The sequence below is a fragment of the Microcoleus sp. Pol10D4 genome, assembly GCF_036701555.1.
Taxonomy (GTDB): domain Bacteria; phylum Cyanobacteriota; class Cyanobacteriia; order Cyanobacteriales; family Microcoleaceae; genus Microcoleus.
The window spans coordinates 12,530-36,874 of record NZ_JAUBRA010000016.1 but is presented as its reverse complement, the minus strand read 5'-3'; the positions used below and the strand labels follow the sequence as shown (position 1 = coordinate 36,874).

Below are 24,345 nucleotides of genomic sequence, written 5' to 3'. Positions count from 1 at the left end.
TATAACAGAATACCTGGCTCCGAACTTTTGAAATAAGTTTTGGAACTCATACAATCAGTCATCAGTTATCAACTATATGTTATTTATATGCTTTTTTCAACTCATTTGTTTCATCATTTGTAGATTGTAGATTGTAGATTGTAGATTTTAGATTGAAGCATCATAGCACGAAACGGCGGTTGGTAGTTAGGACGAATAGTCCCGATCGATTATTGAATTGCCGCAAGTCAGTAATATCGATAAAATTGGTATAAACGCAATTCCCCCTAGAAGTTTTATCAGTTCATGATATGATTCTCCCGATTCGCGATTAAAATAAGTGAATCCTTTTAGCACTAGCGTTTGTAACCATTTGTGTCCCAATTACAGAAGCCCTCTCGTTCCCTCGCAGGGATTGCCGGCATTGTCGCAGTCGCCACTCTAATTAGCAAAGTCTTTGGATTGGTGCGCCAAATTGCGATCGCCGCAGCCTTTGGAGTCGGTGTCGCCGTCGATGCCTACAACTACGCCTACGTCATCCCTGGTTTCTTATTTATTTTGCTGGGAGGGATTAACGGGCCATTTCACAGCGCCATAGTCAGTGTTTTAGCTCGCCGGGATAAAAAAGAAGCAGCACCCTTAGTCGAGACTATCACCACCTTAGTCGGGGGCATATTGCTGTTGGTAACAGTCGCTTTAATTATTTTTGCAGATCCGGCGATCGATTTGGTGGCACCGGGATTAAATAGGACAACAGAAGGTTTACAAATCAAAGCAATCGCCGTCCAGCAATTTCGGATTATGGCGCCGATGGCGTTACTTTCAGGCTTAATCGGCATTGGTTTCGGCACTCTCAACGCTGCCGATATGTACTGGTTGCCTTCGATTAGTCCTTTATTTTCTAGCGTTGCACTTGTCGGCGGTTTAGGGATTCTCGCACTGCAACTCGGAGACAAAATTATTCAACCAGAATACGCACTAATTGGCGGCTTAGTGTTAGCTTGGGGAACTTTAGCGGGCGCAGTTTTGCAGTGGCTGGTGCAACTGGTGGCGCAGTGGCGCGCCGGCTTGGGAACATTGCGTTTGCGGTTTAATTTTAAACGGCCGGGAGTGCAAGAAGTAATTAAGGTGATGGTTCCTGCGACCTTATCATCAGGAATGCTGCAAATTAATGTCTATACTGACCTCTTTTTCGCATCCTACATCCCTCAAGCTGCCTCTGCGTTAGGTTACAGTGGCTTGTTAGTTATGACGCCTTTAGGCATTATTTCTAATGTAATTTTAGTGCCATTTCTACCCATCTTTTCTCGCCTCACCGATCCGAGAGATTGGCCGGAATTAAAAGCTCGAATTCGTCAATCTTTAATTTTGACTGCCCTTACGATGCTGCCTCTGAGCGCTTTAATGGTAACACTTGCCGGGCCGATCGTCCGCGTGGTTTACGAACGCTATGCTTTTGATCGGGAGGCCTCGCTGTTTGTCACGCCGATATTGATGGCTTACAGTATTGGAATGTTTGTGTATTTGGGACGCGACGTTTTGGTACGGGTATTTTACGCTTTGGGAGACGGGGAAACGCCTTTCCGCATCAGTATTATCAATATCTTTTTGAACGGACTGCTAGATTATTTGTTAGTTGGAGCTTTTGGCGCGCCCGGATTAGTTTTGGCGACGGTGGGAGTGAATCTTATTTCGATGATTATGCTTTTGTACTTATTAGATAAAAAGCTGGGTGGCCTGCCTTGGGGGGAGTGGAGTTTACCTTTCCTGGGGTTAACTTCTGGCAGTTGTTTAACCGCTTTCGTGACGTTGGCTACTCTGCAAGGCTGTCAAAGAGTTTTGGGTACTGAAGGTTTGGTAATTCAATTAGTGCAGTTGAGTGTGGCAAGTTTTGTAGGGTTAGGGGTTTTTGCCCTGTTTGTCAGTCAGATGAAATTGCCGGAAGTTAATATGTTTGTCGATCGCATTCGGGCGCGTTTTCGCAAATAAATAAAATTGTCGGGGCGGGTTAAGGGCGAAATACCAGACACAACGCCCACAATCTGCGTACAAAACCCGCCCTTTACTTTACATTTTCCGCTGAAATTCCTCAAGAACATCCATCAATTGAACTTGACACTGCATCGGAATTAAATCTGCCAGTGGCACTTCCCGCTTGCCGCCGCCCAACTTGACTGAAATTCCTTGCAAAACTTGTCCCACTTTGTCAGCATCAAACTTCCCATCTTCCAGCATGGGGTAAAGTTGTTCAGCAACAACTGTATGCAGGTGAGCATCATTGAGATACAAATGCCATTTGGCAATATCAATGTAGACATTTTCGCCGATTTCGGCTGCTAAGGATTCGATCGCCTGTGTAGTATTAGCCATATCAAAAAAAGCCGAAAGTTATTGGTTATCAATCAAAAGACTTAACCAATCGCCGACAACTGCCTTCACCCAGAATCTTTGGTGAGGGGCGAATAATCGGCGATCGCAAAATGGTAAATCGCGTGGGCAAAAACTACTAGAGCCCATCCACCCGTTACCGAAATTGCCCAAGGCCAATCAGCCTTTTGCAAATTGTGAACAAACCACAAACCAGAATTGGTAGCAGAAAAAAGACCGACGTGGATAGCAAAATTCATCCGGTCATCTAAGCGGCGGTACTCTGGATCATTGCGATCGGGTTTGCGGGGCCAACGAGGAGGCATAGTTTTTCACTTGATGTTAGTAGTTCTCTGCCTATTTTAATCTTAAGTGCAGCTTTTTGAATTCTACATCCCTCTCAAGGCAGAAAATTTAGGCCTCTAAATTTTCATAGTCGCCTGACTTGCCGCCGCTTTTGCTCACCAGTCGAATTGACTCAATGGCGATCGACTTTTCCAATCCTTTCGCCATATCATACAAAGTCAGCGCCGCCACCGAAACCGCCGTCAGCGCCTCCATTTCCACCCCTGTTTCCGCCTTAATTTTCACCGTCGCCCGAATTTGATACCCCGGCAACCCAGCATCCGACATCACCTGCACCTCCACGCTACTCAGCGGCAGAGGGTGACACAGAGGAATCAAATGCGCCGTCTGTTTCGCCGCCATAATTCCAGCCAGCCTTGCAGTGCCCAACACATCACCTTTCGGCGCATTCCCCGCTTCAATCGCCGCAAAAGTCTCCGGCAACATCCGCACCCGGCCTGCAGCCACAGCTTGTCGCACAGTCTGCACCTTCGCCGAAACGTCCACCATTTGGGCTTCCCCGCTGTTGTTGAGATGAGTTAGCTGTGCCACATCGGGCAATTTAGAAAAAGTTTGCGAAAGGTCTTGCATTATTTTGGTAATGGTGTTACTGTTAGATTCTGTGAGAAAAGAACTTAATCAATTTTAAATTAAATCTTAACTCAACAGGGGCTTGTAGCTTAGTTGGATAGAGTGCATGGCTACGAACCATGAGGTCGGGGGTTCGAATCCCTCCAAGCCCATTTAAAAACGTTATAAGCTGTGAGTTCTGAGTTCTGAGTTTAGAGTTTTGAATTAAGAAATTAATTCAGCTCACGACTTAAAACTCAGAACTTTTTTGATTGAGTCCGTTTACTGATTCAAAGCATAAATATCTTTGCCTCGACCGATCGCAAATTTCATCGAATTAGACAAGCCCTTGCTAGACTGAGTAATAAAAATCAGCAAAGCCAAGCCAGCGAGTCCAGCAGCAAAACCAAACATATTTCTGTAGCCAACTTGTTCCGCAACAAAGCCTAAAGTCGGCCCAGCAATCGCAATTCCCAAATCAAATCCGCCAATACAAAGCGAAAACAAGCGGCCCCTTTCATGAGGTTCGCACCTGTCCGACATCAGCGTTACCATCATCGGCAAAACCGTACCGCCCGCGCAACCTTCAACCAAAGCTGCCATTAAAAAAGCATTGCTGTTGTTAGCAAAATACAACAATAACATAGATACGGCATAACAGATTAAGCCGCCAGAAATAAACAAGCCGCGACCGTATTTGTCCGAAGCCCGTCCCGTGAGCAACCGTATACCGAAACTGGCGATAGCCGCCGTAGAATAAAATAATCCAGCATTCAAATTAGCCTTGGTTTCTTGGATAAACAAAGGCATAAAAGTGCTCAAAGTTCCAAATACTAAACCAACCAGCAATAACACTAAAGCGGGAATCCGCACTCTAGGATTCCAGAGCATTTCCCAGTATTTTTGGCTATTTGTGTCGTCAGATAGCGAGTCAGATTTTGTTAAATCCGCAAAATTCGGTTCCGCAATTTGGCAGGTAAAAAATACACTTATTGCAGCGAAAGCTGCCGACATCGCAAACAAAGGAGTATAGCCAACCCAAGCTTGCACAAATCCGCCAATAGCCGGGCCCAATGCTAGACCAATAGGATTCACCAAACTCATATAACCGATTAATTCGCCCCGCTTTCCTGGCGGCGACAAATCTGTTACCAAAGCGCTGTAAGCTGTGGTAAAAGCGGCGATGCTAAGGCCGTGAAAAGCGCGAATAACTAACAGTAAGGGGATAGATTGAGCTAACAGGTAGCCCAAAGGGGCGATCGCAGCGACTGACGCACCTAGAAGCAAAACTTGTTTTCGCCCCCTGCTGTCGGCTATTTTACCCAACTGCGGCCTCGATAGCAAAAGTCCGATCGCAAATGCACCCATCACAAAGCCAATTTGCTGTTTTGTACCGCCCACAAATTGAACGTACAGTGGCAAAGTTGGCAGTAGCGAAGCCAAACTCGACCAGAATAGCAGCCCTGCGGTGAATAAAGTCAGCAAGCTGCGTCTGGGTTGGGGATCGATGTCCCTAAAAATATTCAAGATGCTAATTCCCTTTAAATCTTCTGAGTGCACTCAAAGTAAGTTCGAGTGTCTCTATCATTGTGTTACAAATCCTTAAGATTTGCACCAAAAAAACTTGATATTCTACTCACAGTCAACCGTGAACAGTCAACAGTCAACCGTGAACAGTCAACAGTCAACCGTGAACAGCCAGCATTCTTACCAATCAACCTCAGCCCTTTCCTCCACCACCCGTTCATAAACCCACTGGGTTTCTATCGCCAACTTCGGCCAGCTAAACCGGCGTTCCAAATCTTGATAAGCATTGTCAACCAACCACTGCGCGTAACCCGGATTTTTCAAAACCTCCAAAATTCCCCATGCCAAAGAATCCCGATTGTTGGCCTCAGTAACAACGCCAGTTTTAGTGTGCAGTACCACCTCTGGAAGTCCGCCCGCATCCGAAACCACCACAGGCACTCTTGCAGCAAAGCTTTCTAACGCTACAATCCCAAAAGGTTCGTAAAGACTGGGGAAAACCGCGCAGTCAGCCACGGTCTGGAATTTGTCGAGATGTTCCTCAAACATGAACCCAGTAAAATAACACTTATTCCAAATTCCTAAATGCCAAGCTAAATGTTTGAGATGGTCTGTATTGCCGCCACCAACAATTACAATTTTCGCTTTACCCCCCATTTCCCAAATTACTTTAGGTGCCGCATTTAGAAATACACCAATGCCTTTTTCATAGCTAATTCTTCCTACATAATAGACAATTTTCTCATCATCAGCAGCAAACCGGCGGCGGAAATCCATCGCGTCAAATTCGTGCCAACGGGGCTTTTTATCTGGTCTAATTCCGTTGTAAATTACCTCTATTTTGTTCCACGGAGTCGCTAGTACCCGTTCGGCTTCCCGCCGCATATAATCACTGCAAACAATTACTCGCCACGCATTGTAAGCGAGGTCGTTTTCCTTGGCGTTAATGTAGCGCTGCCCTTCATTGTGGATGCCGTTGAAGCGCCCGTATTCCGTGGCGTGGATGGTGGCAATTAGCGGTACTTTAAAGGTATGCTTGAGGGCGATCGCCGCATCTCCCACTAACCAATCGTGAGCGTGGATGATATCAAAGGGGCCTTCCTCCAGCATCAGTTTCCCGCCTTGGTGGCCCATGCTTTGGTTGAGGTTCGCCACCCAGTGAAAAAAGTCCCTGGCGTGCCCCACCACCACCCGATGCACACGTATTCCTTCCACCACTTCGTACATCGGTGCGTGGCCGAACTCTACTGTAATTAAGTGAATTTCGTGTCCCTGCTTCACCAATTCTGGATATAGTTCCGATACGTGGCGGGCGATACCGCCTACGATTCTGGGAGGAAACTCCCATGCCAATACCAAAATTTTCATCTTTCTCCCTCCAAATAATTTATATAACTTAATGTTTAGGATTAACAGATTTATTGTATAATTATCACCCTTAAATTTAAGTTGAGCGTAAGTTGATGCCCAATGCCTGACTTTTGGCAGCAACAAAGACAGAAAATCATGCCTAAATCTGGTTTTTGCATGAAATTGCTCGATCGCCATTACCTGAAAAAAACAGGTTTCCTCAAGATTTGAGCCACTGAGGGAAGCAATGGCGATCATAACTACCCGCTTACCGTTTCTTCAAAATCGGCTCCAATTCGCCGCGAAAACGGGTCCAAGCAGCAGCCGATGCAGAATCAGAAACAGCACCCTGACGCATCAAAATCGCGCCGTCTTCAAAGCCAACAATTCCGTAATCTCCCGATTTGGACATTCGCTCGATCGCCGGTACGATTTCCCGCAACTGTCCGCGTTCCCCGCGAAACGCAGCCTGATACTGCTGCAACTGCCACAAATCGGCAATTACATATTGCATCTTCACTGCCTTCCCCGCATCATTGCGGAGTTCAAACATCGGAAACCTGAGAATTTCCCGCCTGCTTGACAAAATCGGCACAATAGTATTCGTCGCTGCCACGCTAGCATCAGCAGGAATTTGAGCCAATAGCGGCCGCACTTGCAAAACGTGCTGCCATTGTCTGACGAGAGGAACCTGCACCCAAGGATCGATCGCATCGGGCAAAATCAAAGAAAAAGTCCGATTTGGGTTAGAAGTGAAGGTAAAAAATAGCGACAAACAGATGCAAAACCCCCAAAAGCGGCGAAAATTTGAAGAAGAAGGCAGAGGAAATAAAGCAGAAGGAAAACGCAAAAACATTCTTTCCTCTCTCACCATTCTATCTTCTTCCTTTTGACGCTGGGCCCACCACAGAATCGCCCCATAAAAAAGCCCTGGAACCACAGTCATCGCATAGCGAATATTAATCGCCAGCACCGACTCTCCTTTCGCTAAAAATAGCTTCAGCAGCGGAAATCCAGCTATCATCCAAGACGCAGGCGCGAAAGCAGGAACCAAAGCTAATGGCAACCACTGGCCAAGCAGGTATCTAATCTTACCAAAAAACGGCGTAAATAACTGAGCCACCAACCGCCAGGGATTGCTCACCATTCCCCAAATAATTTCTAGAGTAGAAGCTTCATCTCCATCAGCATATTGACCGAAGCGCTCCATCATAAACCGCTGGGATATATCAGCAGAAAACAAAGGCATAATCAGATTGGTCAGGACGATCATATAACCAAAACTGAGTATGCAGACAGCCAAACCAGTCCGAGGGTAGCGCCGGCTCAAAATCAGGTAAACTCCGACGCCAAATAAAACAACTCCCCCATCTTCTCGCACGGCCAAAATTAAAGTTGCCAGAATCCCAAACAAGGGCCACCAGCGCTTCTCCATTGCCAGCAGCAAGCCAAAGACATACAGCGGCATTTGACAAATATCGTGAAAATTGCCCAAAGTCGGGCCGATGACCGCGTTAGCGCAGTAATAGCTCACAACAATTGTCGCCGACAGCCTCGGTTCCAGATAGTGTCTGGCGAGAGCATAGAGCACTCCTCCAGCCGCCGTAATTAAAGTCACCTGCAACACCGTCAAAGTGACGGGCGAGGGAAACAGCGAGTAAATTGGCAGCCACAGCATCAGGGCCGGGGTGAAATGCTGCCCCAACCGGTAGTAAGATACTTCCGGGAGCTGGTTTTGGTGAACCACATTAGTGGACAACGCCGAAGAGAGGGAACTCTCAAACAAGTGACCCCGAGTGCCGTTCCAAAAAACTTGATTGAAAATGCCTTGGTCGTAAGTAGCGTAAAAGCTGTAGTAGCGGTGCAGCGTCAGCAACAGGCACAGCACAAAAAAGGCGGCCGCCACTTGAACCACCACCCGCAGCGACTCATTTTTCTTCCATCTCAAAAATATCATCTGCCCGCCTGTAATGAAATTATCGGACAATAGCATAAATCTAAAGTAAGTATTAAATTAAAGTAGAAGTGAAATAACTCGGCTCGGCAATGCTCAATTATTTTCACCCGATCGAAAAGCTCAACAGCGTCCATTCAACATCAGGCACCAGCGGCACTGACTGTTCTCCCGAACAGCCGGCCAATTCCGCACCACTTTTACAGCTTTTGCTGTTTGTAGACAAGCGTCCCTCTTCCAGGGAACAGACCAGACACATCCGCAAGTCCCTAAAGGATTTGAAGGCAGAGTGGGACTTTGAGCTTCAAATCATTGATGTAGGAGAACAGCCCGATTTAGCCGAACACTTTAAACTTGTAGCCACTCCCTCGCTGCTCAAAATTCATCCCGATCCGCGACAAACTCTCGCCGGCAGCAATTTAATCGCCCAACTCGAACACTGGTGGCCCCGCTGGAAGCTTTCTGTAGAAGAATACGCAGCTCAGCAGCAGTCGGCCGCAGCTCTTGCTGAAAGCCTGACTGACCCAAAACCCATCTATTCCGTTGCTTGCGCGGCCGAACTTGTGCAGCTTTCCGATGAAGTTTTTCGCCTCAAACAGGAAAAAGAACACCTGCAAGAGCAGTTGCAGTTGAAAGACCGGATTATTGCGATGCTAGCTCACGACTTGCGTAATCCCTTGACGGCAGCATCTTTGGCTTTGGAGACTTTGGAGTCAAGTCAGAAGGTGAAAGAGGGGGAAAAGTCGCGTTTGACACCGAGTCTGGCGGCTCATTTGATGAAACAAGCCCGCCGCCAAATCCGAATTGTCGATCGTATGATTACAGATATCCTGCAAGCAGCCCGGGGTACAAACGCTCAACTCCACATTGAACCAAAAAGAATCGAACTGGGGGCGATTTGTCAAGATGTAATCTTGCAGTTTCAAGACAAATTTCAGGCGAAAAGTCTGAACATAGAAACAGACATTCCCGCAGATTTGCCCTTGGTTTATGCCGATCCCGATCGCATCAAACAAGTCATGGTCAACCTGCTTGACAACGCCAGCAAGTACACCCCAGACCAAGGAACTGTTAATCTGTCCATTCTCCACCGCACCGCTTACAAAGTTCAAGTCAGCATTTGCAACAGCGGCCCGGGAATTCCTGAAGAAGATTGCGCGAGCATTTTTGAAGACAGCTTTCGCTTGCAGCGAGATAAATCAAAAGACGGTTACGGCATTGGGCTGTCTCTGTGTCAAGGCATCATCCGCGCCCACTACGGTCAAATTTGGGTAGACTCTGTACCAGATAGAGGCAGTTGTTTTCACTTTACTCTGCCCGTCCAAAAATAAAAGTTAGCTGTCAGCGATCGGCTAACTGTTGTCTGTTGTCAGTAGCAACCGCATTTGATATTACAGTTCAACTTTTCCGCAGTGCAGCGATAATCTGTGCGTTTGCCTGGGGGAAAGTAAATTGGTCAATTTCATCGAGTGTGACCCAGCGAATTTCATCGCATTCGATCGTTTGCGGTTCCCCGCTGACGTGGCGGCAGTGGTGTACGTATAGTCTAACTGTAAATTTAGTGTAGTCGTGGTCAATTGTAATCAAGCGATCGCCAACTTCTACGACAATCCCCAACTCCTCCATAATTTCCCGTTTTATGCAAGCTTCGATTGTTTCCCCAGGCTCTATTTTTCCGCCCGGAAACTCCCAGAAACCCCCGTGCAGTCCATGTTGTCGGCGCTTGTCAATCAAAATTTGTTGGCGATCGTTCCAGATTGCAGCAACGCCGATAACTTTGTGGACCAAAGGAGGAAGAGACATATTAATTGGGAATTGGGTATTGGGAATTGGGTATTGGGAATTTAAGAATAATATCAATAATTCTTCAATTATTTAATCTAAAATCTAAAATATAAAACCTAAAATCTAAAACCTAAAACCTAAAATCTAAAATCTAAAATCTAAAATATTAAGCCCCCATCTTGCGAGGGGGGGCTTGACACTTGGATCACTTAAATGTTAACAATCTACTAATCGTCCGAGCCATGTCTCTCACTGGCTTGTAGGGACTTTTCAAAAGTCATTCGCTGTTCGGCATTTTTCAGAAAATAACCGCTAATCATAGCCGAGGCGAGCAATCTACCCAAATGTTCGCGACTGGTAGTCACTGTCACCCCGAAGTGTTCCGAAGGCAAATTCCCCAATAGTCCAACAATATTTCGCTCCATTACTTGAAACACTTCGTGAGAAGTCGGCTTAGACAACTGAGAAACTGTGTCTGGAGCCATTGACTGCACGTATTGCCATAATAAGTTAGCATTTTCTCCGTCTTCTTCAAAGAATTCTGGGGATTTATTAGATGAGTTGCTCACGAGTACCTCCGTTTCAGACACAGCTTGTTATGTTAGACGCGGGCGGTTAAATTAAATAACCCTTATCCGCTGGCTGCTGATCTTTATTACTAAGTAATTACTAATGTAGCAGGACATTTGTAGCAACCAAGTGGGCACAACCGAATTAAAAGCGGCGGTTTTTACGATTTTAGATTGGGGATTGCGAGTGGGCGAAATGTCCGATCGCCAATCCCCAATCCCCAATCTACCTAGCTGGCTAGATAATCGTTGATATCTTGCTTGCGCTTGCGGAGTTTGGTCAAAGCTTCCCGTTCTATTTGCCGCACTCGTTCCCGACTGATGTTGAGACGATCGCCTATTTTGGCCAAAGTTAAGGTTTGCCCGTCTTCTAAACCGAACCGCAAGGCGAGCACTTCTCGCTGTTGCTGAGTCAGTTCCGCCATTAGCTGCTCTAAGTCAGTCCGCAGGGAAGATTGCAGGGCAAAATCTTCCGGGGTAGTACCCGTATCTTCCAACAAATCGCCCAACTCTGTATCTTGATTGTCTCCCACGCGCAAGTCCAGGGAAAGTGGCAGGCGCGCGCGATCGAGATATTCGCGAATCTGTTTGGGAGTCAATTCTAACTCTGATGCCAATTCAGCAGCCGTGGCCGCGCGACCGAGCTGTTGAGCAAGTTGGCGCTGAGCCTTTTTAATTTTGTTGAGCTTTTCGGTGATGTGGATCGGCAAGCGGATGGTGCGACCTTTTTCGGCGATCGCCCGAGTAATTGCCTGACGAATCCACCAATAAGCATAAGTAGAAAATCTGTAGCCCTTAGTCGGGTCAAATTTTTCTACTCCCCGCTGCATCCCGATCGTGCCTTCCTGAATAAGATCCAGTAAATCTACGTTGCGCTTGATATATTTTTTGGCAACAGACACTACCAGGCGGAGATTCGCTTCCACCATTTGGCGCTTTGCCCTTTCCCCGTGTTCGATCGTCCGCTGCAACTGTGCCTCAGACAGACCAACTGCCTGTGCCCATTCAGCCGCCGTCGGGTCGCGGCCTAACTCTTCGGCTAAAATATTTTTCTCCTGATGCAGTGCGGTTGAGCGCTGTACCTGTTTCCCATAGAGTATTTCTTGCTCATGGGTCAACAAGGGAACGCGGCCGATTTCCCGCAAGTAAGCGCGAACAGAATCTGTATCTGAGGACTTAAGAGTTTTCATGAGCTTTTCCCGCTGAGGATCTGTGCCTCTAAAGGTTTGCGGTAGTCGCAAACCCCTAGCTTTAGCTGGGAAGGAAAGCGGGCGGGGACTTGCGCTTTCCTTCCATTTAAAGAGGCTTAATTTTATGGTAGCTAGCTACTACTCCCAGTCAGCACCGTCTCAGGTTAGGTTTTGGTTGGGGTGTGCACAATACTACGTTATGTTAAGAATCTTAACATTTGTGAGAGCACTTGGCTACACTTCTTCATATTTATTTCATGTAAGCCAGGAATGTTGGTACGAGAGTACCCGCTTTCCTGGCTTGAGAATTGCCTCATGTTAAACGAAATCGAGTAAATCTCAGAGGGGGAGATGGGGAGATGGGGTGAGGGGGAGATGGGGAGATGGGGAGGTTGACCGAAGAACGAGACCTGCGCCAGGGGCGATCGACTAGGGGAAAAGTCGGTAGCGGTTTCAACCACCTTGAATATTTCTTTACAGATACTTTACAGAGTTAGTCAAAAGCTTATGTTACGATCCAAAAGATCATCAAGTAAAAATGACCATCTACGTGTAGAAACGTCCGGCGTTGCCCAGTAACTCAGGCAACTGACTTATCCGACGCAAGATTCGGAATAGTTAAAGGGCAAATAATAGTAGGAGGTAGAGCTTACCAGATATTTTGCCTAGTGATGGACTGGCGATCGCGCAAAAAACCAAAGTATACGCAATATTTGAAGAAATTCAAGCTTAGTGAGTAGCGGCGACAAGATAGCCACGAGTGAAAATCCGAATCTAGATTCCTCAAGAATCCCCTCGCCTTTTCAGGCTAGGGAGTATCAAGAAGCCTAGACATTTGTAGAGAATAAGAATAAAAATACTTATTGCTCATGTACAAAATTAGTGAGTTTGCTGCAAAAGTAGGTGTTTGGGTAAAAACAATTCAGCGGTGGGACAACTCCGGTAAATTACCAGCACGCTTAGATCGGTTGCGGGCGATCGGTACAATAGAACGCATTTGACATCTATTCCTGTAATAGTAAGCCTAATACCCTAGAAACATTTCACATTCTGGACTAGAATTTATTGCGGGTTTTTTTTGGTGTTTGTATGCGGGAGCGATCGCCCTCCCCGCTGATTCGCCCCATCCCGATCGGCCACGATCTAGGTTAGAGGCGATCGCCGCTTCTTCCCAAGCCAGGTTAGTTTTTTTAAACACCCTGTCCGACTTTTCAAACACCCTCTTAGGTTGAGCTAGTGATTTCATCCTTCTCGTATTGCCCCGGTTTATAGGATAATTTATCGCTCATCTCGACTAACATACATAATAGATAAAAGTAGCTACTTTTTGCAAATACTCAGGTGGATAATAAGTGACATTTAACTCAATTGAATTCCTAGTCTTTTTTCTAGTTACCTATATCTTGTACCGCATCCTTCCTTTCCGTGGTCAAAACTTGGTGTTGCTGATTGGTAGCTATGTATTCTACGGCTGGTGGGATGTTCATTTCCTGTTTTTAATGATTATTTCCACCGCAATTGACTTCTACTGCGGGGCAATTATTGATACTGGTCGATTAGAATTATCTAACCGCAGGATTGTTTCTTTGTCAGTTGTATTAGGGGCGTTGTTATTTAATACAGTTCAATGGAATGCCCTTCAGGTAAGTATAGCACCAATAGCGGTGTCAGTACAGTGGACAAAACTATTACCGGCTTCTTTTTCCGGCTGGTTGATATTAATGGCCGCCCTGGTAGTTGTAACAATTGCCAACCTGCTGTATCCCCAATTCACCGCTCTTGAGGAAAAACAGCGCCGCCATTTGTTCCTGTGGCTCAGTGTATGGAGTAACTTGGCACTTTTAGGTTTCTTTAAATACTTCAATTTCTTTATTACCAGTGCTGAGAGAGTAATTCATACCCTGGGGATTCATAGAGACTTATTGCATTTAAACATCATTCTGCCTCTAGGCATCTCGTTTTACACTTTTAAAGCCATCAGCTACGCTTGCGACATTTATCGAGGCAAACTGAAAGCATCACACAATTTTTTAGACTTGGCTCTATTCTTGGCTTATTTTCCCCCATTGTTTGCTGGCCCTATAGATCGAGCTTTAGACTTACTTCCTCAATTTTCAAATCCGCGAAAAATCAGTTTTGAGCAATCTGTTCAAGGTTTGTTTCTGATACTATTGGGATTGGTGAAGAAAGTAGCGATCGCAGATGGATTAGCTGGTTCAGTCAATGCAATTTATGGGACTAATGGAAATGTTTCTTGGATTGATATCATTTTAGCAACTTTCCTCTACGCCATTCAAATCTATTGCGATTTTAGTGGTTATTCAGACATCGCTAGAGGTGTATCCAAATTGTTGGGTATAGAACTAATACTCAATTTCAATCTGCCCTATTTTTCTAAAGATCCCAGCGAGTTTTGGCGTCGCTGGCACATTAGCCTCTCTACTTGGCTACGGGATTACGTATATATACCACTTGGGGGAAACCGTCAAGGCGAGCGCCAAACTTATCAAAATCTGATGACAACAATGGTACTGGGCGGACTTTGGCATGGGGCAGCATGGAACTTTATCCTGTGGGGATTTTATCAGGGGATGCTTTTGTCTGTGTATCGAGCTTTTACCCCTAAGACTACTAACAAACAACTACCGAGCAAAAATAAGTTCAAACTTCTAGAAGGATTAGTCGCAACTCTATTCTTTTTTATTCTGACTTGCTATGGATGGCTGTTGTTTAAAGCCACTTCCCTGATTCAGATTATCTCCTTTACAAAAATTCTGTTTGGAGATTTCGGAAACTTGGCGCTCAGTCTGCCTACACCCCCATTACCTGCTATCTTGGGCATTCCACTACTGATCGGCTATGAATTTTTGGCTTACAACACTGATAATTCCGATTTTTACCGTCGTTATCCAACCCCAGCCCGTGCAGCTTTTTATACAGCACTCATTATTATTTTATTGATGGGAGAAAGCAATGCCCCTGCACAGTTCATCTATTCTCAATTTTAAACCAGCTATCAGCAATGCCATGCGTAAAAAATTCGTCACCGGACTGTGGATCATTTTCTTCCTATTGATGTTCGATTTTTCGATCAATTTTATGTTTCCATATCCGTCAGATCCTTTAGCAACTTCTCCAGGGCAACTCAATACATATTTTGAATATGGGCGATCTATTGAGGGCAAGCTTTCACGGATGGTCGGTTCTACGGATGAATTAAGTTCACCTATAGCAATTGCTGGCTGGTTAGATCCAGAACTATGGAAGAAGTTAAATATACCCGTTAGCCGAACTTCCGATAAAGATTTGCTAATTGCTATCTACGGTATGTCATTTTCCAATCAGGTCGGCACCGCCATGGAGGAAATGGATTCGAGGTTGATGATTAGAGCGATCGCCGGACCTGCTGCTCCGCCTAATTACTCCTTCGCGGCCTACAATTTAGATCGAGGTAAGCATCAAGCGGATATAGTAATTTTGGGACTGTTAGCTTCTAGCGTTAAAGGACTCAGAACTCTTAACGGCATGACTTGGCAATTTGAAGGACCAGCACCTTACACCTACCCACGATACTTTTTGGAAGATGGAAAGCTGAAGGCAATCTCGCCCAATGTCATGTCTTTAGCTCAACTTCGGGCAGCCCTCCAAAATAAGCAACAGTGGAACGCATTTGTTAATCAACTTAAAGAACACGATCAATTTTTTAATGGATTTATATTCCAGAAAAAATGGCTAGATAATTCGGTAATTATCCGATTGATTCGCCGAGCTTTAGCACAACGTTATCAGCTCACACTTACAAATCAAATTCATAGTACAACAGGGTTTAATGCCGAATCAGAAATCCCAGTTTTAAGGGCAATAGTTAACGAGTTCGGAGCCACAGCTAAAGCTGATGGTAAAATGCCAATTGTGCTTATTCTTAATGATCGTGGATATGAAGATCATTTGTTCCAAGCACTCAAACCAACCTTAGAAAATGCTTCAATTCCCTATGTCAGTACCCATAATATTGTTCCTGCTAATGATCTCAGTAACTTTATTGGTGATGGACACTTTACCCCAAAAGCCAACAAATTAATCGCTCAAGAAGTGCTAAAGTTGCTGAATGAGCATTTTAATCGAGTTAACTAAACTAGAAGTTAACTGAACAGTAGAAGTAGTGACAAAATGCTCACCATTTTTAACGAGACTTACCGGAGAAACTCCTGAAGTTAATCCCCGACGTATAGGTTTGACTGGACGATATGCTGTCATTCCACTCAGTTTCCCTAGTTGGGTAAGTAATTGCACCATTTTGCCCGGGATATTCAGATTCACCAATTGCCTGAAATTCCAATCCTGCGGCTAGTGTGTTGGCTTGAGCATCGAGTATCCCGAATAGGGTGACGCGATGACCGCGCCGTTGCAGTTCTTTCCCCAAGAGCAATATAGTGTTAAGATGACCAGTTGAGGCGGGACAAATCAGACCAAAAGGAGTCATAAAGAAAAGCCAGATGCGAGAAAATCCATGGCTTTAGCGCTGAGAGGAAAGCAAATGAGCGGTTTTAACCGCAGTGAGTATTGATTTACTACAGGGGGGTTACTTGGTTGAGTGCGCTTTTATCATAGACTTTCCACGGGACAATTACTGCGCTAAACATTTCGCCCTGTACGTATCGTATTTTTTTGGGCTTGCGCCCCTCCTTTTCGGGGGAGTAATGTTAGCTTCGCGAATGTTTTTTGAGCTGGCGCCAGTCAGCAGCACTTGGTTCGTTCAATGTCCCAGATTCCTGACGGCGAGTAAATCTCAAATCGACTGACTTCTTTGCCGTTGAGCTTCGTACAAGATGAGGGCTCCGGCGATCGACACATTTAAAGATTCTACGCCACGACTCAGGGGAATTTGGATTTGTCGATCGGCCAAACTTCTCAAGTCTTCCGACAAACCAGAGCCTTCGTTACCCAAAACTATCAAAGTCGGCACTCGCAAATCTACTTCCCAATAACTTAAACTGGCCCCGGCGACGGTTGCTAAAATTTGCATTCCTCGGTTTTTATAGGCCGAGACTTCGGCGGTTAAATCTGGACTGACTGCCATTGGTAGCTTAAACCAAGCTCCTGCGGAGGCGCGCAGCACTTTGGGATGGTCTAAATCGGCGCTGTCTGCGCTCAGCAGCAAACCGTCGGCATTAGCAGCCGCAGCCGTGCGGACGATCGCCCCCAAGTTACCTGGATCTTGGATTGTTTCTAGGGCTATTCCTAAAGTTGACAATTTTGCGGGCTCTGTTGCGGTGCGGGGTGCGGTGGCGACAATGCCGTCGGGTTGGACTGTAGTGGCGATCAACTCTAACACCTTTGCACTTACTAATTCTGTGCGATCGGCTAAATTACCAACTTGATTCCAAAGTTCCCCGTGCTGATCCAGCCATTCGGGAGTGCAGCAAACCGTTGCTAGCGGGTATTTGGCGGCGCAAGCTTCTTCGAGCAAGTGCGTCCCTTCGAGTAAAAATAATTGTTGTTCCCTGCGTCCCTTCGAGCTGTGGAGCTTGCGGATTTCTTTAACTAGGGGGTTTTGAATACTTGTCAGCATTGTTTAATTCAGCAGAGCGAATGGGGTTATTGCCTGTATCGGGTTAACCCCAAACTTCCTTCTGCCTTTGGAATGCGGAACCCGGGACTTGAACCCGGAAGGCTTGCACCACATGAACCTGAATCATGCGCGTCTACCAATTCCGCCAGTTCCGCATCGGTCACGAATTACTACATTGCCATATGTTCGCCAGTTTGTCAAGTGTTTTGAGGAATTTATTTTTTCTGGGCTGCGAGTAATATTTGGCACAAATTACTGTTCGGGTTGAGAAATGCTTTAGTTTCGAGAATTTACTGTTAGCCAAACATCGCAAAACGCTGTGTAGTTGAGTACGGTGCATCAGATCGTGTCCGGTTATTAATAATCCACAAGCTTTGATCTGACGCACCCTACAGGATTTGCTGAAAAAATGGGAATCTAATCAGCCAAATCGGGGAAAACCTCGCGCACGGCCGGATGCACCAATCGGTAATTCTGCACGTTCAATCCCTTCGCCAAACTCGGATTGATTTCCAAAGCTTTAATTCCGTTATTTGCCAACTGCAAAACATAAGGCAAAGTGCTGTTATTCAAAGCTTGAGTCGCAGTCCAAGGCACAGCACCGGGCATATTGGGCACGCCATAATGCACAACTCCTTCCTCAACATAAGTAGGATGTGTGTGAGAAGTTGCCCGCAAAGTTTCCACGCAGCCGCCTTGGTCAACGGCTACGTCAACAATCACAGAACCGGGGTGCATCTTCGCAACAAGTTGGCGAGAAACCAGCACTGGAGCTTTTTTACCTAAGACCAAAACCGCACCGATTAACAAATCAGTATCGGGAATAACTGCTTCTATTTGCAAAGGACTGCTGTAGAGGTATTCTACTCGGGAACCGAACAGAGTTTCTAAATAGGCTAGGCGATCGACATTTACATCCAAAATCTGCACTCTAGCGCCCATTCCTACAGCAATGCGCGCTGCTTCTGTGCCGACGATGCCGCCGCCCAAAATCACAACTTTACCCGGTCTTACCCCCGGTACACCACCCAAAAGTACGCCCCGGCCACCTTGCTGTCGTTCCAGAAACCGAGCTCCGAACTGCACGGACAAACGCCCTGCAATAATGCTCATCGGCGTTAGCAGTGGCAATTTTCTGTCCGGGAGTTCGACGGTTTCGTAGGCGATAGCCTGGACTCCGCTGCTGATTAAATGCTCGGTTAATGTGCGATCGGCCGCCAAGTGCAAATATGTAAACAGCAACTGCTCTTTTTGCATCAGCGGATACTCAGCAGGCAGCGGTTCTTTAACTTTAACAATTAGTTCGCGATTCCAGACATCTGAAGCCTTTAAAACAATCTTAGCCCCTGCTTCAACGTAGTCCTCGTCCGCAAAACCGGCCCCAGCACCAGCATTCGTTTCTACAAAAACTGTGTGGCCTTTGTCCGAACAAGCCCGGACACTTGTGGGGCTGAGCCCGACTCGAAACTCTAAATCCTTGATTTCCTTGGGGACGCCTATTTCCATCTATAACCTCTAATCTCAGGCATACGTAGATCGAATCTAACCTAAAAACCATCCCCAGCGGGACAATACCATTGTAGATTTTAGATCTGGCAATCCGGCAATCCGGCTAGGAGAATATTTATTTAGTTTTTATTCAGTGCGATCGCAATTTATTCAATTTAGACTTGAATTACATAATTTTTTGATTGATAGATCGACCGCAGATGTAGGGCTGATTAACACAGAGTAACGCAGATAATTTCAAGAAGAGTCAATATATTTGATCTGTCACTTATAATTTAACAGGCATAACTCGTCCCCCTATCTAAACAAATGCCACGCACACCTACCTTAACATTCGATCGCGGAACTCTATTGCTGCACCCGCCGCCCAAAGGCAGAGACTGGGTGGACTTTGCGACATGGGACGATCGCGTGGAAAAATACCGCATTCGAGCCATTCACTACCGCCCGCTGGTAGAATGCCTCCAAGCCGAGTGCATTCACTTCACCGACGAAGCTAGGGGATACGAACTACTCGAACTCTTACCCAGCGTGGAAATGCAGCCTTACCCACATCAAGAACAGGCCCTGGCAGCTTGGCAGGAAGCAGGAAGCCAAGGAGTAGTCGTCCTCCCCACTGCTTCCGGGAAAACTTATCTGGCACAATTAGCCATGCAAGTCACTGGTCGCAGTACATTAATTGTAGTACCAACTCTCGATTTAATGCACCAGTGGTATGCTAATTTAAAAGCAGCTTTTCCCGACATCGAAATCGGATTGTTGGGCGGAGGTTCGCGGGACAAAACGCCAATTTTAGTGGCAACCTACGACAGTGCAAGTATTCATGCAGAAACCTTGGGCAATAAATACGGTTTGCTGGTTTTTGACGAATGCCACCATTTGCCAACAGACTTTTATCGAGTAATTTCCGAATATGCGATCGCACCTTTTCGACTCGGACTGACAGCTACACCCGATCGCACAGATGGCCGCCACAGCGATTTGCATTTCCTGGTTGGCCCGACAGTATTTAGCAAAAGACCCGAAGATTTGGCAGGCGATGCTTTAGCCGATCATAAAATAGTTCAAATCATGGTAAAACTGTCAACAGAAGAAACCGACCGCTACGCCCAATTAATCAACATTCGCAACGACTTCTTAAAGCAGTCTAACATCAGAATATCCAGCCTCGATGGTTGGAAACAGTTTATCATGGCAAGCGCGCGATCGCCCTTGGGACGGCGCGCCATGCTAGCCCACCGCCAAGCCAAAGAAATCGCCCTTTGTACCGAAGGGAAACTGCGAATTTTAGCCAACATACTAGCAGAACACTCTCCCCAGCGCACGCTAATTTTCACCGGAGACAACGCCACAGTTTACCGAATTTCCCAAGAATTTCTCATCCCCACCATTACCCACCAAACCCCTGTCAAAGAACGCCACGAAATCCTCGATCGCTTTCGCAGCGGCGAATACAAAACCCTCGTCGCCTCCCACGTCCTCAACGAAGGAGTGGACGTTCCCGACGCCAGAATTGCTATCATATTGTCAGGAACCGGCAGCGAACGCGAATACATTCAGCGATTGGGTCGAGTTCTCCGCAAAAGCAGCGATGTAAATAAGTTAGCAATTCTCTACGAAGTCGTCACCGAAGACACCAGCGAAGAAAGAACTTCTCAGCGCCGCCGAGGAGGAATGCAGCCTCACAAACCCCAACCACAAACACAAATAGAACCGCCAAAGCCAGAATATCAGAAATTAGAAACTGTCAAACCGACACCCATTTACGGAGTCAACCGGGAGACAACCAAAAAAGCAGCAGAATCACCCGCAAAATGGGGAGAAGACAATGATGAAATTCCCTGGTAGTAAGCTTAGACTATTTCTGAACACTCTCTTTCTCTCTTTTCCCTTCGCGTTCTTCACGACGAAGAACATCCCAACGCCGCTGAGGAGGAATGCAGCCTCACCAACCACAACCACAAACACAAATAGAACCGCCAAAGCCAGAATATCAGAAATTAGAAACTGTCAAACCGACACCCATTTATAGAGTCAACAGAGATGCGACTAAAAAAGCCGCAGAAGCACCCGCAAAATAGGGTGAAAAAATGATGATTCCAAGGAAGATTGAAGATTGCCCAATTAGTGTATAATCTCAATATTAACTAATTTACTTTACCTAAAAATGAGCGAAACTGCACAAATAACTAACTTGAAAGTCTTCCCCAAACATACTGGAGTTTGGGAGGGAAACTGGACAATACTCGATGCAGACTGCAAGGAAATGCAGAAGTTTACAGCAGTCTTAACCCAGAAAATTGTTGACAACCAGTGGAGGCAAACTAACGTTCAAACTTATGCCAATGGCAAGAGTGAAACCCAAAATTTTGTGGGTCATGTGGTAGGTGAAGGGCAAGTGCAAATTGAAAGTCCAGACTCGGTTTTTTCCAACTACAAGACACTAGCGACAGAAGTTGGAGAGAATTTGGTAATTTTTCAAATATGGGACAAAGCAACTGGCATTCTGAGGGCTGTTGAAACAATCAATCTTGTCAGTTCCGATCGGAGAATTCGGACTACCCAAAGCTTAACAGAAGAGGGAAAACTTAGGGGAGTTATGGTGATTGTTGAACAAAAAATTGAGTAAAACTTTTCACTGCTTATGTTACCCACTGATTTATTAAGTCACCGCCAAAACGGAGAATCAATTATTCCTCTCCGCCTCAAGATAGATGCTAAAAACTTAGAAGCAGCTACCGAAACAATAAACTGCTTTCAAGAGTCGATCGGCAAAACCCAAGGCGAGCTCGACGGACGGTTGCTAGAGTTAGAAGGCGACAGCCCGGATTATCGGCTGAAACGGGGATTAGCGCACCTGCTGAAAGGCGGTTTCTCCACCTTAGAAGTCATCAGTCCCCTAGAACCCTCAGAGTTGAGACAGCGGGTTTTTGCATTGTCCGCGCGATCGACTCCCAGCCCTCAATCCACCCAATTAACCCTGGAAAAAGTAGCAAGTGAACTCAGCCAAGAGTTAAACAGAGAAGTTTTGCCTCACGAAATCACTACAGGTTTATACGCCGATTTAAACGAAAACAAAATCCTCACAGAGTTTAATGCACCAACTCCCGAAAACTTGCTTCACAAATACAATCTTTCTCAAGTTCAAGGCATATTTTACCGAGCAAGTCAAGTCCAATTAACCGCCCATCGCAACGATCCAGGAGAATACAAACTCTTATTTCGCTATCTGAAACTCTTTCAATTAATGACTTACATTGAAGGCGATGCAGACCACGGTTTTACACTGACAATAGACGGCCCTACAAGCTTATTCAAACCCAGCACCCGCTACGGCTTAGCCCTCGCGAAAATGCTGCCGGCACTGCTGCACGTCACCAAATGGAGTATGCACTCGATACTGCACACAAAAGACCCTTTTAGCGGCGTTTTGAAAACAGGTAAATTTACCCTCAATTCCGACTGCGGTTTAGTCAGCCACTATCCCCCTGGCAAGCCTTATGATAGTATGTTAGAAGCGGCATTTGCTGAAAGATGGAATTCCACAAAAACCGAGTGGCAACTAGAGCGAGAAGTAGATTTAATTCCGATTCCAGGTAGTGTGATGATTCCCGACTTTCGGTTGGTGCATCCCGACGGGCGAGTATTTTTATTAGAAATAGTTGGCTATTGGCGACCCGAGTATTTGCAAAAGAAATTTGCACAAGTACAGAAGTCTGAATGCGATCACTTGATTTTAGCTATTTCCGAACGCCTGAATTTAGAAAAAGCCGGGGTGAATGTAAATGATGTGCCAGCAAAAGTAGTCTGGTTTAAAGATAAATTGTTGCCCAAATCAGTCCTCGAAGTCCTCGAATAATAACCAATCCGCGCAGCAGTTGCAAACTTCTTTCTTTCTCTCTGCGCCCTCTGGGCCCTCTGCGGTTCAAAAAAATCCTCCTCAAAAAATATTGCACATTCCCAGCTATACTAAAATAGGAATTCACCCAAATCCTTGCCACCGCATACTCTCACCCTAAAACAGATTGAAAAATGCCAGACACAAGTATTATTGAAAGAATCAAAAAGCTGTTAGCCCTCGCCACCTCATCCAATGAAAACGAATCGACTGCTGCGGCAGAAAAAGCTTCCGTTTTACTGGCACAGTACAATCTCAGCCTCGCCGATTTAGGGCCAAATCACCAAGAAGAGATTGACGAAGACTCAGTTGAAACAACATCGAAATTTGTCACTTGGAAAATGATGCTGCTTTCAGGAATTGCCGACGCTAACGGTTGTAATGCCATGCGAAACACTTATAATGGCAGTATGTTTTTGGTGGGAACTTCTACAAACCTGATTGTTTGCAAACATCTGTACGAGTATTTGAGTTCGGCGATTGAAAAAAGGGCTAAATACCGCAAAGGAAACGGCAGGGGGTTGGCGTATCTGAATGCTTTTCGGGTTGGATGCGCGACGAGGTTGAGACAAAGATTGTTGGAACAAAAACAGGAGATGGAAAAGTCGGGGATTCCGGGTTCGGGGGATGCGGCGGCGACTCCAGGGATTGTAGTGCGATCGATGTTTGAGAAAAATCAACGGGCGATCGCGGATTATCTAGAGGGCCGAGGGGTTAAAATTAGAACGAGAACAGATTCTCAAGTCAGCAGCGCGGCGGGTTTTAATTCGGGATATGAAGTGGGCGACAAAATTAGTTTGCACAAGCAAGTGCAGCCGCAAGGGGATATGAAACAACTTAATGAATGTCTTTGAATTCTCGATAGTAATTGATGGATAATCAAAACAGGGATAAACTTAAAGCAAATAACAAGTTAGGTCTGATTATTCCGATTCTTCCGACTTATCTCGGACTTTGAAATAGTAAAAAAGATTAGCAACAGCCAAATTCGAGGCTTTTTCCAAGTTCGACGATACTAAACTTTTATGACCCGCTATTTCCCCTTGCTCAAGGATATAATCTTCGTACTCTTGACGCTGCTGCGGATCGAGCATTAATTCCAGTTGAGTGCAAAGCGCATAAAAATGAGACTTCGGCCTCAAATTTTCATAAAATAACTGTTCATCCGGTATCGCTAAAGCTGTTTTGGCGGAATTTTTATCGTAACCGTTCAGGGGGGGTAGAAGAGAAATAGCCTAAAAAGGGGAGAAAATCTGATAAATTAAGTGACATGGAAGAAAAGCGCGTCAACCACTTAGAGCAGATACCCCCAGAAGATTGGGGAAAGACTCCAACCAGTGTCAAAAAACTGGTGGAGGCAATGGCGCAGCAAATAGAACAGCAGGAAAAGAAACTAACCGAAGTCCTGACAGTTCAAGAACAGCTCCACCAAAAAAATTAATCGGACATCAGAAAACTCATCATCATCACCACCATCTTGCGACCCACCGGGATTTGGAAAAAAGCCGCCAAAGACAAAAAGCGGTAAAAAGCGAGGGGGGCAGCCTGGTCATCAAGGAAAGAGCCGGGACTTATACCCAATAGAAGAATGTAGCCAAGTAATCGAGCATCATCCAGAAGAATGCAGTAATTGTGGAGCCACCCTGACAGGAGTTGATACAAACCCCTATCGTCACCCATTACTCACAAGTTAAGCTAAAAGCACTATTGTCACTGAGTAATTTTACTCA

The 24,345-nt window shown here is 45.8% G+C and carries 26 protein-coding genes and 2 tRNA genes; 12 read left to right on the top strand and 16 right to left on the bottom strand.

From position 1 onward, the window contains the following. The first annotated feature begins 354 nt into the window (after nt 1-354). A complete protein-coding gene (gene murJ / locus QUA36_RS11050) occupies nt 355-1,968 on the top strand; it encodes a murein biosynthesis integral membrane protein MurJ (RefSeq protein WP_333163840.1) in 1,614 nt (537 codons plus the stop codon). Between the two features lie 78 nt (nt 1,969-2,046). Here murJ and QUA36_RS11045 read toward each other — a convergent pair whose 3' ends face one another. The 3 genes from QUA36_RS11045 to moaC form a co-directional block, all read right to left on the bottom strand. Then, nucleotides 2,047-2,349, bottom strand: coding sequence for a DUF3181 family protein (locus QUA36_RS11045; RefSeq protein ID WP_333452204.1), 303 nt, complete (start codon nt 2,347-2,349; stop codon nt 2,047-2,049). A gap of 65 nt (nt 2,350-2,414) precedes the next feature. Then, nucleotides 2,415-2,672, bottom strand: a complete 258-nt coding sequence (locus QUA36_RS11040; RefSeq protein ID WP_333163836.1) for a 2TM domain-containing protein — start codon at nt 2,670-2,672, stop codon at nt 2,415-2,417. An 88-nt stretch (nt 2,673-2,760) separates the two neighbouring features. Next, entirely contained in the window at nt 2,761-3,282 is a 522-nt protein-coding gene (gene moaC, locus QUA36_RS11035) for a cyclic pyranopterin monophosphate synthase MoaC (protein ID WP_333457374.1), read from the bottom strand. Nucleotides 3,283-3,360: 78 nt separating this feature from the next. On the opposite strand from moaC, the gene QUA36_RS11030 reads away from it, so the two are divergent. Beyond that, nucleotides 3,361-3,434 (top strand) — tRNA-Arg (locus tag QUA36_RS11030). Nucleotides 3,435-3,543: 109 nt separating this feature from the next. On the opposite strand, the gene QUA36_RS11025 is transcribed toward QUA36_RS11030, so the two are convergent. The 3 genes from QUA36_RS11025 to QUA36_RS11015 form a co-directional block, all read right to left on the bottom strand. Then, the gene (locus tag QUA36_RS11025) at nt 3,544-4,788 is read right to left on the bottom strand and encodes an MFS transporter (RefSeq protein ID WP_333163831.1); all 1,245 of its coding nucleotides are present in this window, start codon (nt 4,786-4,788) and stop codon (nt 3,544-3,546) included. Nucleotides 4,789-4,968: 180 nt separating this feature from the next. Then, the gene (locus QUA36_RS11020; RefSeq protein WP_333163828.1) at nt 4,969-6,156 is read right to left on the bottom strand and encodes a glycosyltransferase family 4 protein; all 1,188 of its coding nucleotides are present in this window, start codon (nt 6,154-6,156) and stop codon (nt 4,969-4,971) included. Nucleotides 6,157-6,406: 250 nt separating this feature from the next. Beyond that, a complete protein-coding gene (locus QUA36_RS11015) occupies nt 6,407-8,131 on the bottom strand; it encodes a DUF2079 domain-containing protein (RefSeq protein WP_333457372.1) in 1,725 nt (574 codons plus the stop codon). 53 nt (nt 8,132-8,184) lie between these two features. Between QUA36_RS11015 and QUA36_RS11010 the strand changes: the two genes are divergently transcribed. After that, complete coding sequence (locus QUA36_RS11010) at nt 8,185-9,423, top strand: histidine kinase (RefSeq protein ID WP_333452199.1); 1,239 nt, start codon at nt 8,185-8,187, stop codon at nt 9,421-9,423. A 67-nt stretch (nt 9,424-9,490) separates the two neighbouring features. On the opposite strand, the gene mutT is transcribed toward QUA36_RS11010, so the two are convergent. The 3 genes from mutT to QUA36_RS10995 form a co-directional block, all read right to left on the bottom strand. Continuing rightward, complete coding sequence (gene mutT / locus QUA36_RS11005) at nt 9,491-9,895, bottom strand: 8-oxo-dGTP diphosphatase MutT (RefSeq protein ID WP_333369896.1); 405 nt, start codon at nt 9,893-9,895, stop codon at nt 9,491-9,493. A gap of 209 nt (nt 9,896-10,104) precedes the next feature. Continuing rightward, nucleotides 10,105-10,446, bottom strand: coding sequence for a DUF760 domain-containing protein (locus QUA36_RS11000; protein WP_333163818.1), 342 nt, complete (start codon nt 10,444-10,446; stop codon nt 10,105-10,107). 230 nt (nt 10,447-10,676) lie between these two features. Further along, complete coding sequence (locus QUA36_RS10995) at nt 10,677-11,636, bottom strand: RNA polymerase sigma factor, RpoD/SigA family (RefSeq protein ID WP_333163816.1); 960 nt, start codon at nt 11,634-11,636, stop codon at nt 10,677-10,679. Nucleotides 11,637-12,505: 869 nt separating this feature from the next. Here QUA36_RS10995 and QUA36_RS10990 point away from each other — a divergent pair. Beyond that, entirely contained in the window at nt 12,506-12,637 is a 132-nt protein-coding gene (locus tag QUA36_RS10990) for a MerR family transcriptional regulator (protein WP_333177265.1), read from the top strand. A gap of 23 nt (nt 12,638-12,660) precedes the next feature. Here the strand turns inward: QUA36_RS10990 and QUA36_RS10985 are convergent, their stop codons facing one another. Beyond that, nucleotides 12,661-12,882, bottom strand: a complete 222-nt coding sequence (locus QUA36_RS10985; protein ID WP_333457370.1) for a hypothetical protein — start codon at nt 12,880-12,882, stop codon at nt 12,661-12,663. Nucleotides 12,883-12,988: 106 nt separating this feature from the next. Between QUA36_RS10985 and QUA36_RS10980 the strand changes: the two genes are divergently transcribed. Next, nucleotides 12,989-14,644 carry an MBOAT family O-acyltransferase gene (locus QUA36_RS10980; protein WP_333457368.1) on the top strand — a complete coding sequence of 552 codons (1,656 nt, stop codon included), beginning with the start codon at nt 12,989-12,991 and terminating at the stop codon, nt 14,642-14,644. Then, on the top strand, nt 14,610-15,770 hold the full coding sequence (locus QUA36_RS10975) for a hypothetical protein (protein ID WP_333457367.1): 1,161 nt from the start codon (nt 14,610-14,612) through the stop codon (nt 15,768-15,770). The genes QUA36_RS10980 and QUA36_RS10975 overlap by 35 nt, the downstream gene beginning before the upstream one ends. Before the next feature lie 49 nt (nt 15,771-15,819). On the opposite strand, the gene QUA36_RS10970 is transcribed toward QUA36_RS10975, so the two are convergent. From QUA36_RS10970 to ald, 4 genes are all read right to left on the bottom strand, one after another. Next, nucleotides 15,820-16,119: a hypothetical protein gene (locus QUA36_RS10970; protein ID WP_333457365.1), complete on the bottom strand. Its 300-nt coding sequence runs from the start codon at nt 16,117-16,119 to the stop codon at nt 15,820-15,822. Nucleotides 16,120-16,425: 306 nt separating this feature from the next. Beyond that, nucleotides 16,426-17,208, bottom strand: coding sequence for an RNA methyltransferase (locus tag QUA36_RS10965; RefSeq protein ID WP_333457363.1), 783 nt, complete (start codon nt 17,206-17,208; stop codon nt 16,426-16,428). Between the two features lie 73 nt (nt 17,209-17,281). Next, nucleotides 17,282-17,363: transfer RNA gene (locus tag QUA36_RS10960), tRNA-Leu, on the bottom strand. 262 nt (nt 17,364-17,625) lie between these two features. After that, nucleotides 17,626-18,714 carry an alanine dehydrogenase gene (ald, locus tag QUA36_RS10955; RefSeq protein ID WP_333457361.1) on the bottom strand — a complete coding sequence of 363 codons (1,089 nt, stop codon included), beginning with the start codon at nt 18,712-18,714 and terminating at the stop codon, nt 17,626-17,628. A gap of 312 nt (nt 18,715-19,026) precedes the next feature. Here ald and QUA36_RS10950 point away from each other — a divergent pair, with 312 nt between their 5' ends. The 5 genes from QUA36_RS10950 to QUA36_RS10930 all read left to right on the top strand — a co-directional run bounded on the left by QUA36_RS10950 (nt 19,027) and on the right by QUA36_RS10930 (nt 23,469). Then, nucleotides 19,027-20,565 carry a DEAD/DEAH box helicase family protein gene (locus QUA36_RS10950; RefSeq protein ID WP_333457359.1) on the top strand — a complete coding sequence of 513 codons (1,539 nt, stop codon included), beginning with the start codon at nt 19,027-19,029 and terminating at the stop codon, nt 20,563-20,565. 89 nt (nt 20,566-20,654) lie between these two features. Next, nucleotides 20,655-20,798 (top strand): hypothetical protein, encoded by a 144-nt coding sequence (locus tag QUA36_RS10945; protein WP_333457357.1) that lies wholly within the window; start codon nt 20,655-20,657, stop codon nt 20,796-20,798. Nucleotides 20,799-20,884: 86 nt separating this feature from the next. Next, a complete protein-coding gene (locus tag QUA36_RS10940) occupies nt 20,885-21,346 on the top strand; it encodes a DUF3598 family protein (protein ID WP_333457355.1) in 462 nt (153 codons plus the stop codon). A 15-nt stretch (nt 21,347-21,361) separates the two neighbouring features. Next, nucleotides 21,362-22,576 (top strand): DUF790 family protein, encoded by a 1,215-nt coding sequence (locus QUA36_RS10935; protein ID WP_333457353.1) that lies wholly within the window; start codon nt 21,362-21,364, stop codon nt 22,574-22,576. Between the two features lie 173 nt (nt 22,577-22,749). Beyond that, nucleotides 22,750-23,469, top strand: coding sequence for a DUF2786 domain-containing protein (locus QUA36_RS10930; protein WP_333457351.1), 720 nt, complete (start codon nt 22,750-22,752; stop codon nt 23,467-23,469). Nucleotides 23,470-23,538: 69 nt separating this feature from the next. Here QUA36_RS10930 and QUA36_RS10925 read toward each other — a convergent pair whose 3' ends face one another. Then, nucleotides 23,539-23,757, bottom strand: coding sequence for a hypothetical protein (locus QUA36_RS10925; RefSeq protein ID WP_333457349.1), 219 nt, complete (start codon nt 23,755-23,757; stop codon nt 23,539-23,541). A gap of 128 nt (nt 23,758-23,885) precedes the next feature. On the opposite strand from QUA36_RS10925, the gene QUA36_RS10920 reads away from it, so the two are divergent. Then, nucleotides 23,886-24,056, top strand: a complete 171-nt coding sequence (locus QUA36_RS10920) for a hypothetical protein (protein ID WP_333457348.1) — start codon at nt 23,886-23,888, stop codon at nt 24,054-24,056. Here the strand turns inward: QUA36_RS10920 and QUA36_RS10915 are convergent. Next, a complete protein-coding gene (locus QUA36_RS10915) occupies nt 24,053-24,295 on the bottom strand; it encodes a hypothetical protein (RefSeq protein WP_333457346.1) in 243 nt (80 codons plus the stop codon). The two genes, QUA36_RS10920 and QUA36_RS10915, sit on opposite strands and share 4 nt — an antisense overlap. Nucleotides 24,296-24,345: the final 50 nt, after the last annotated feature.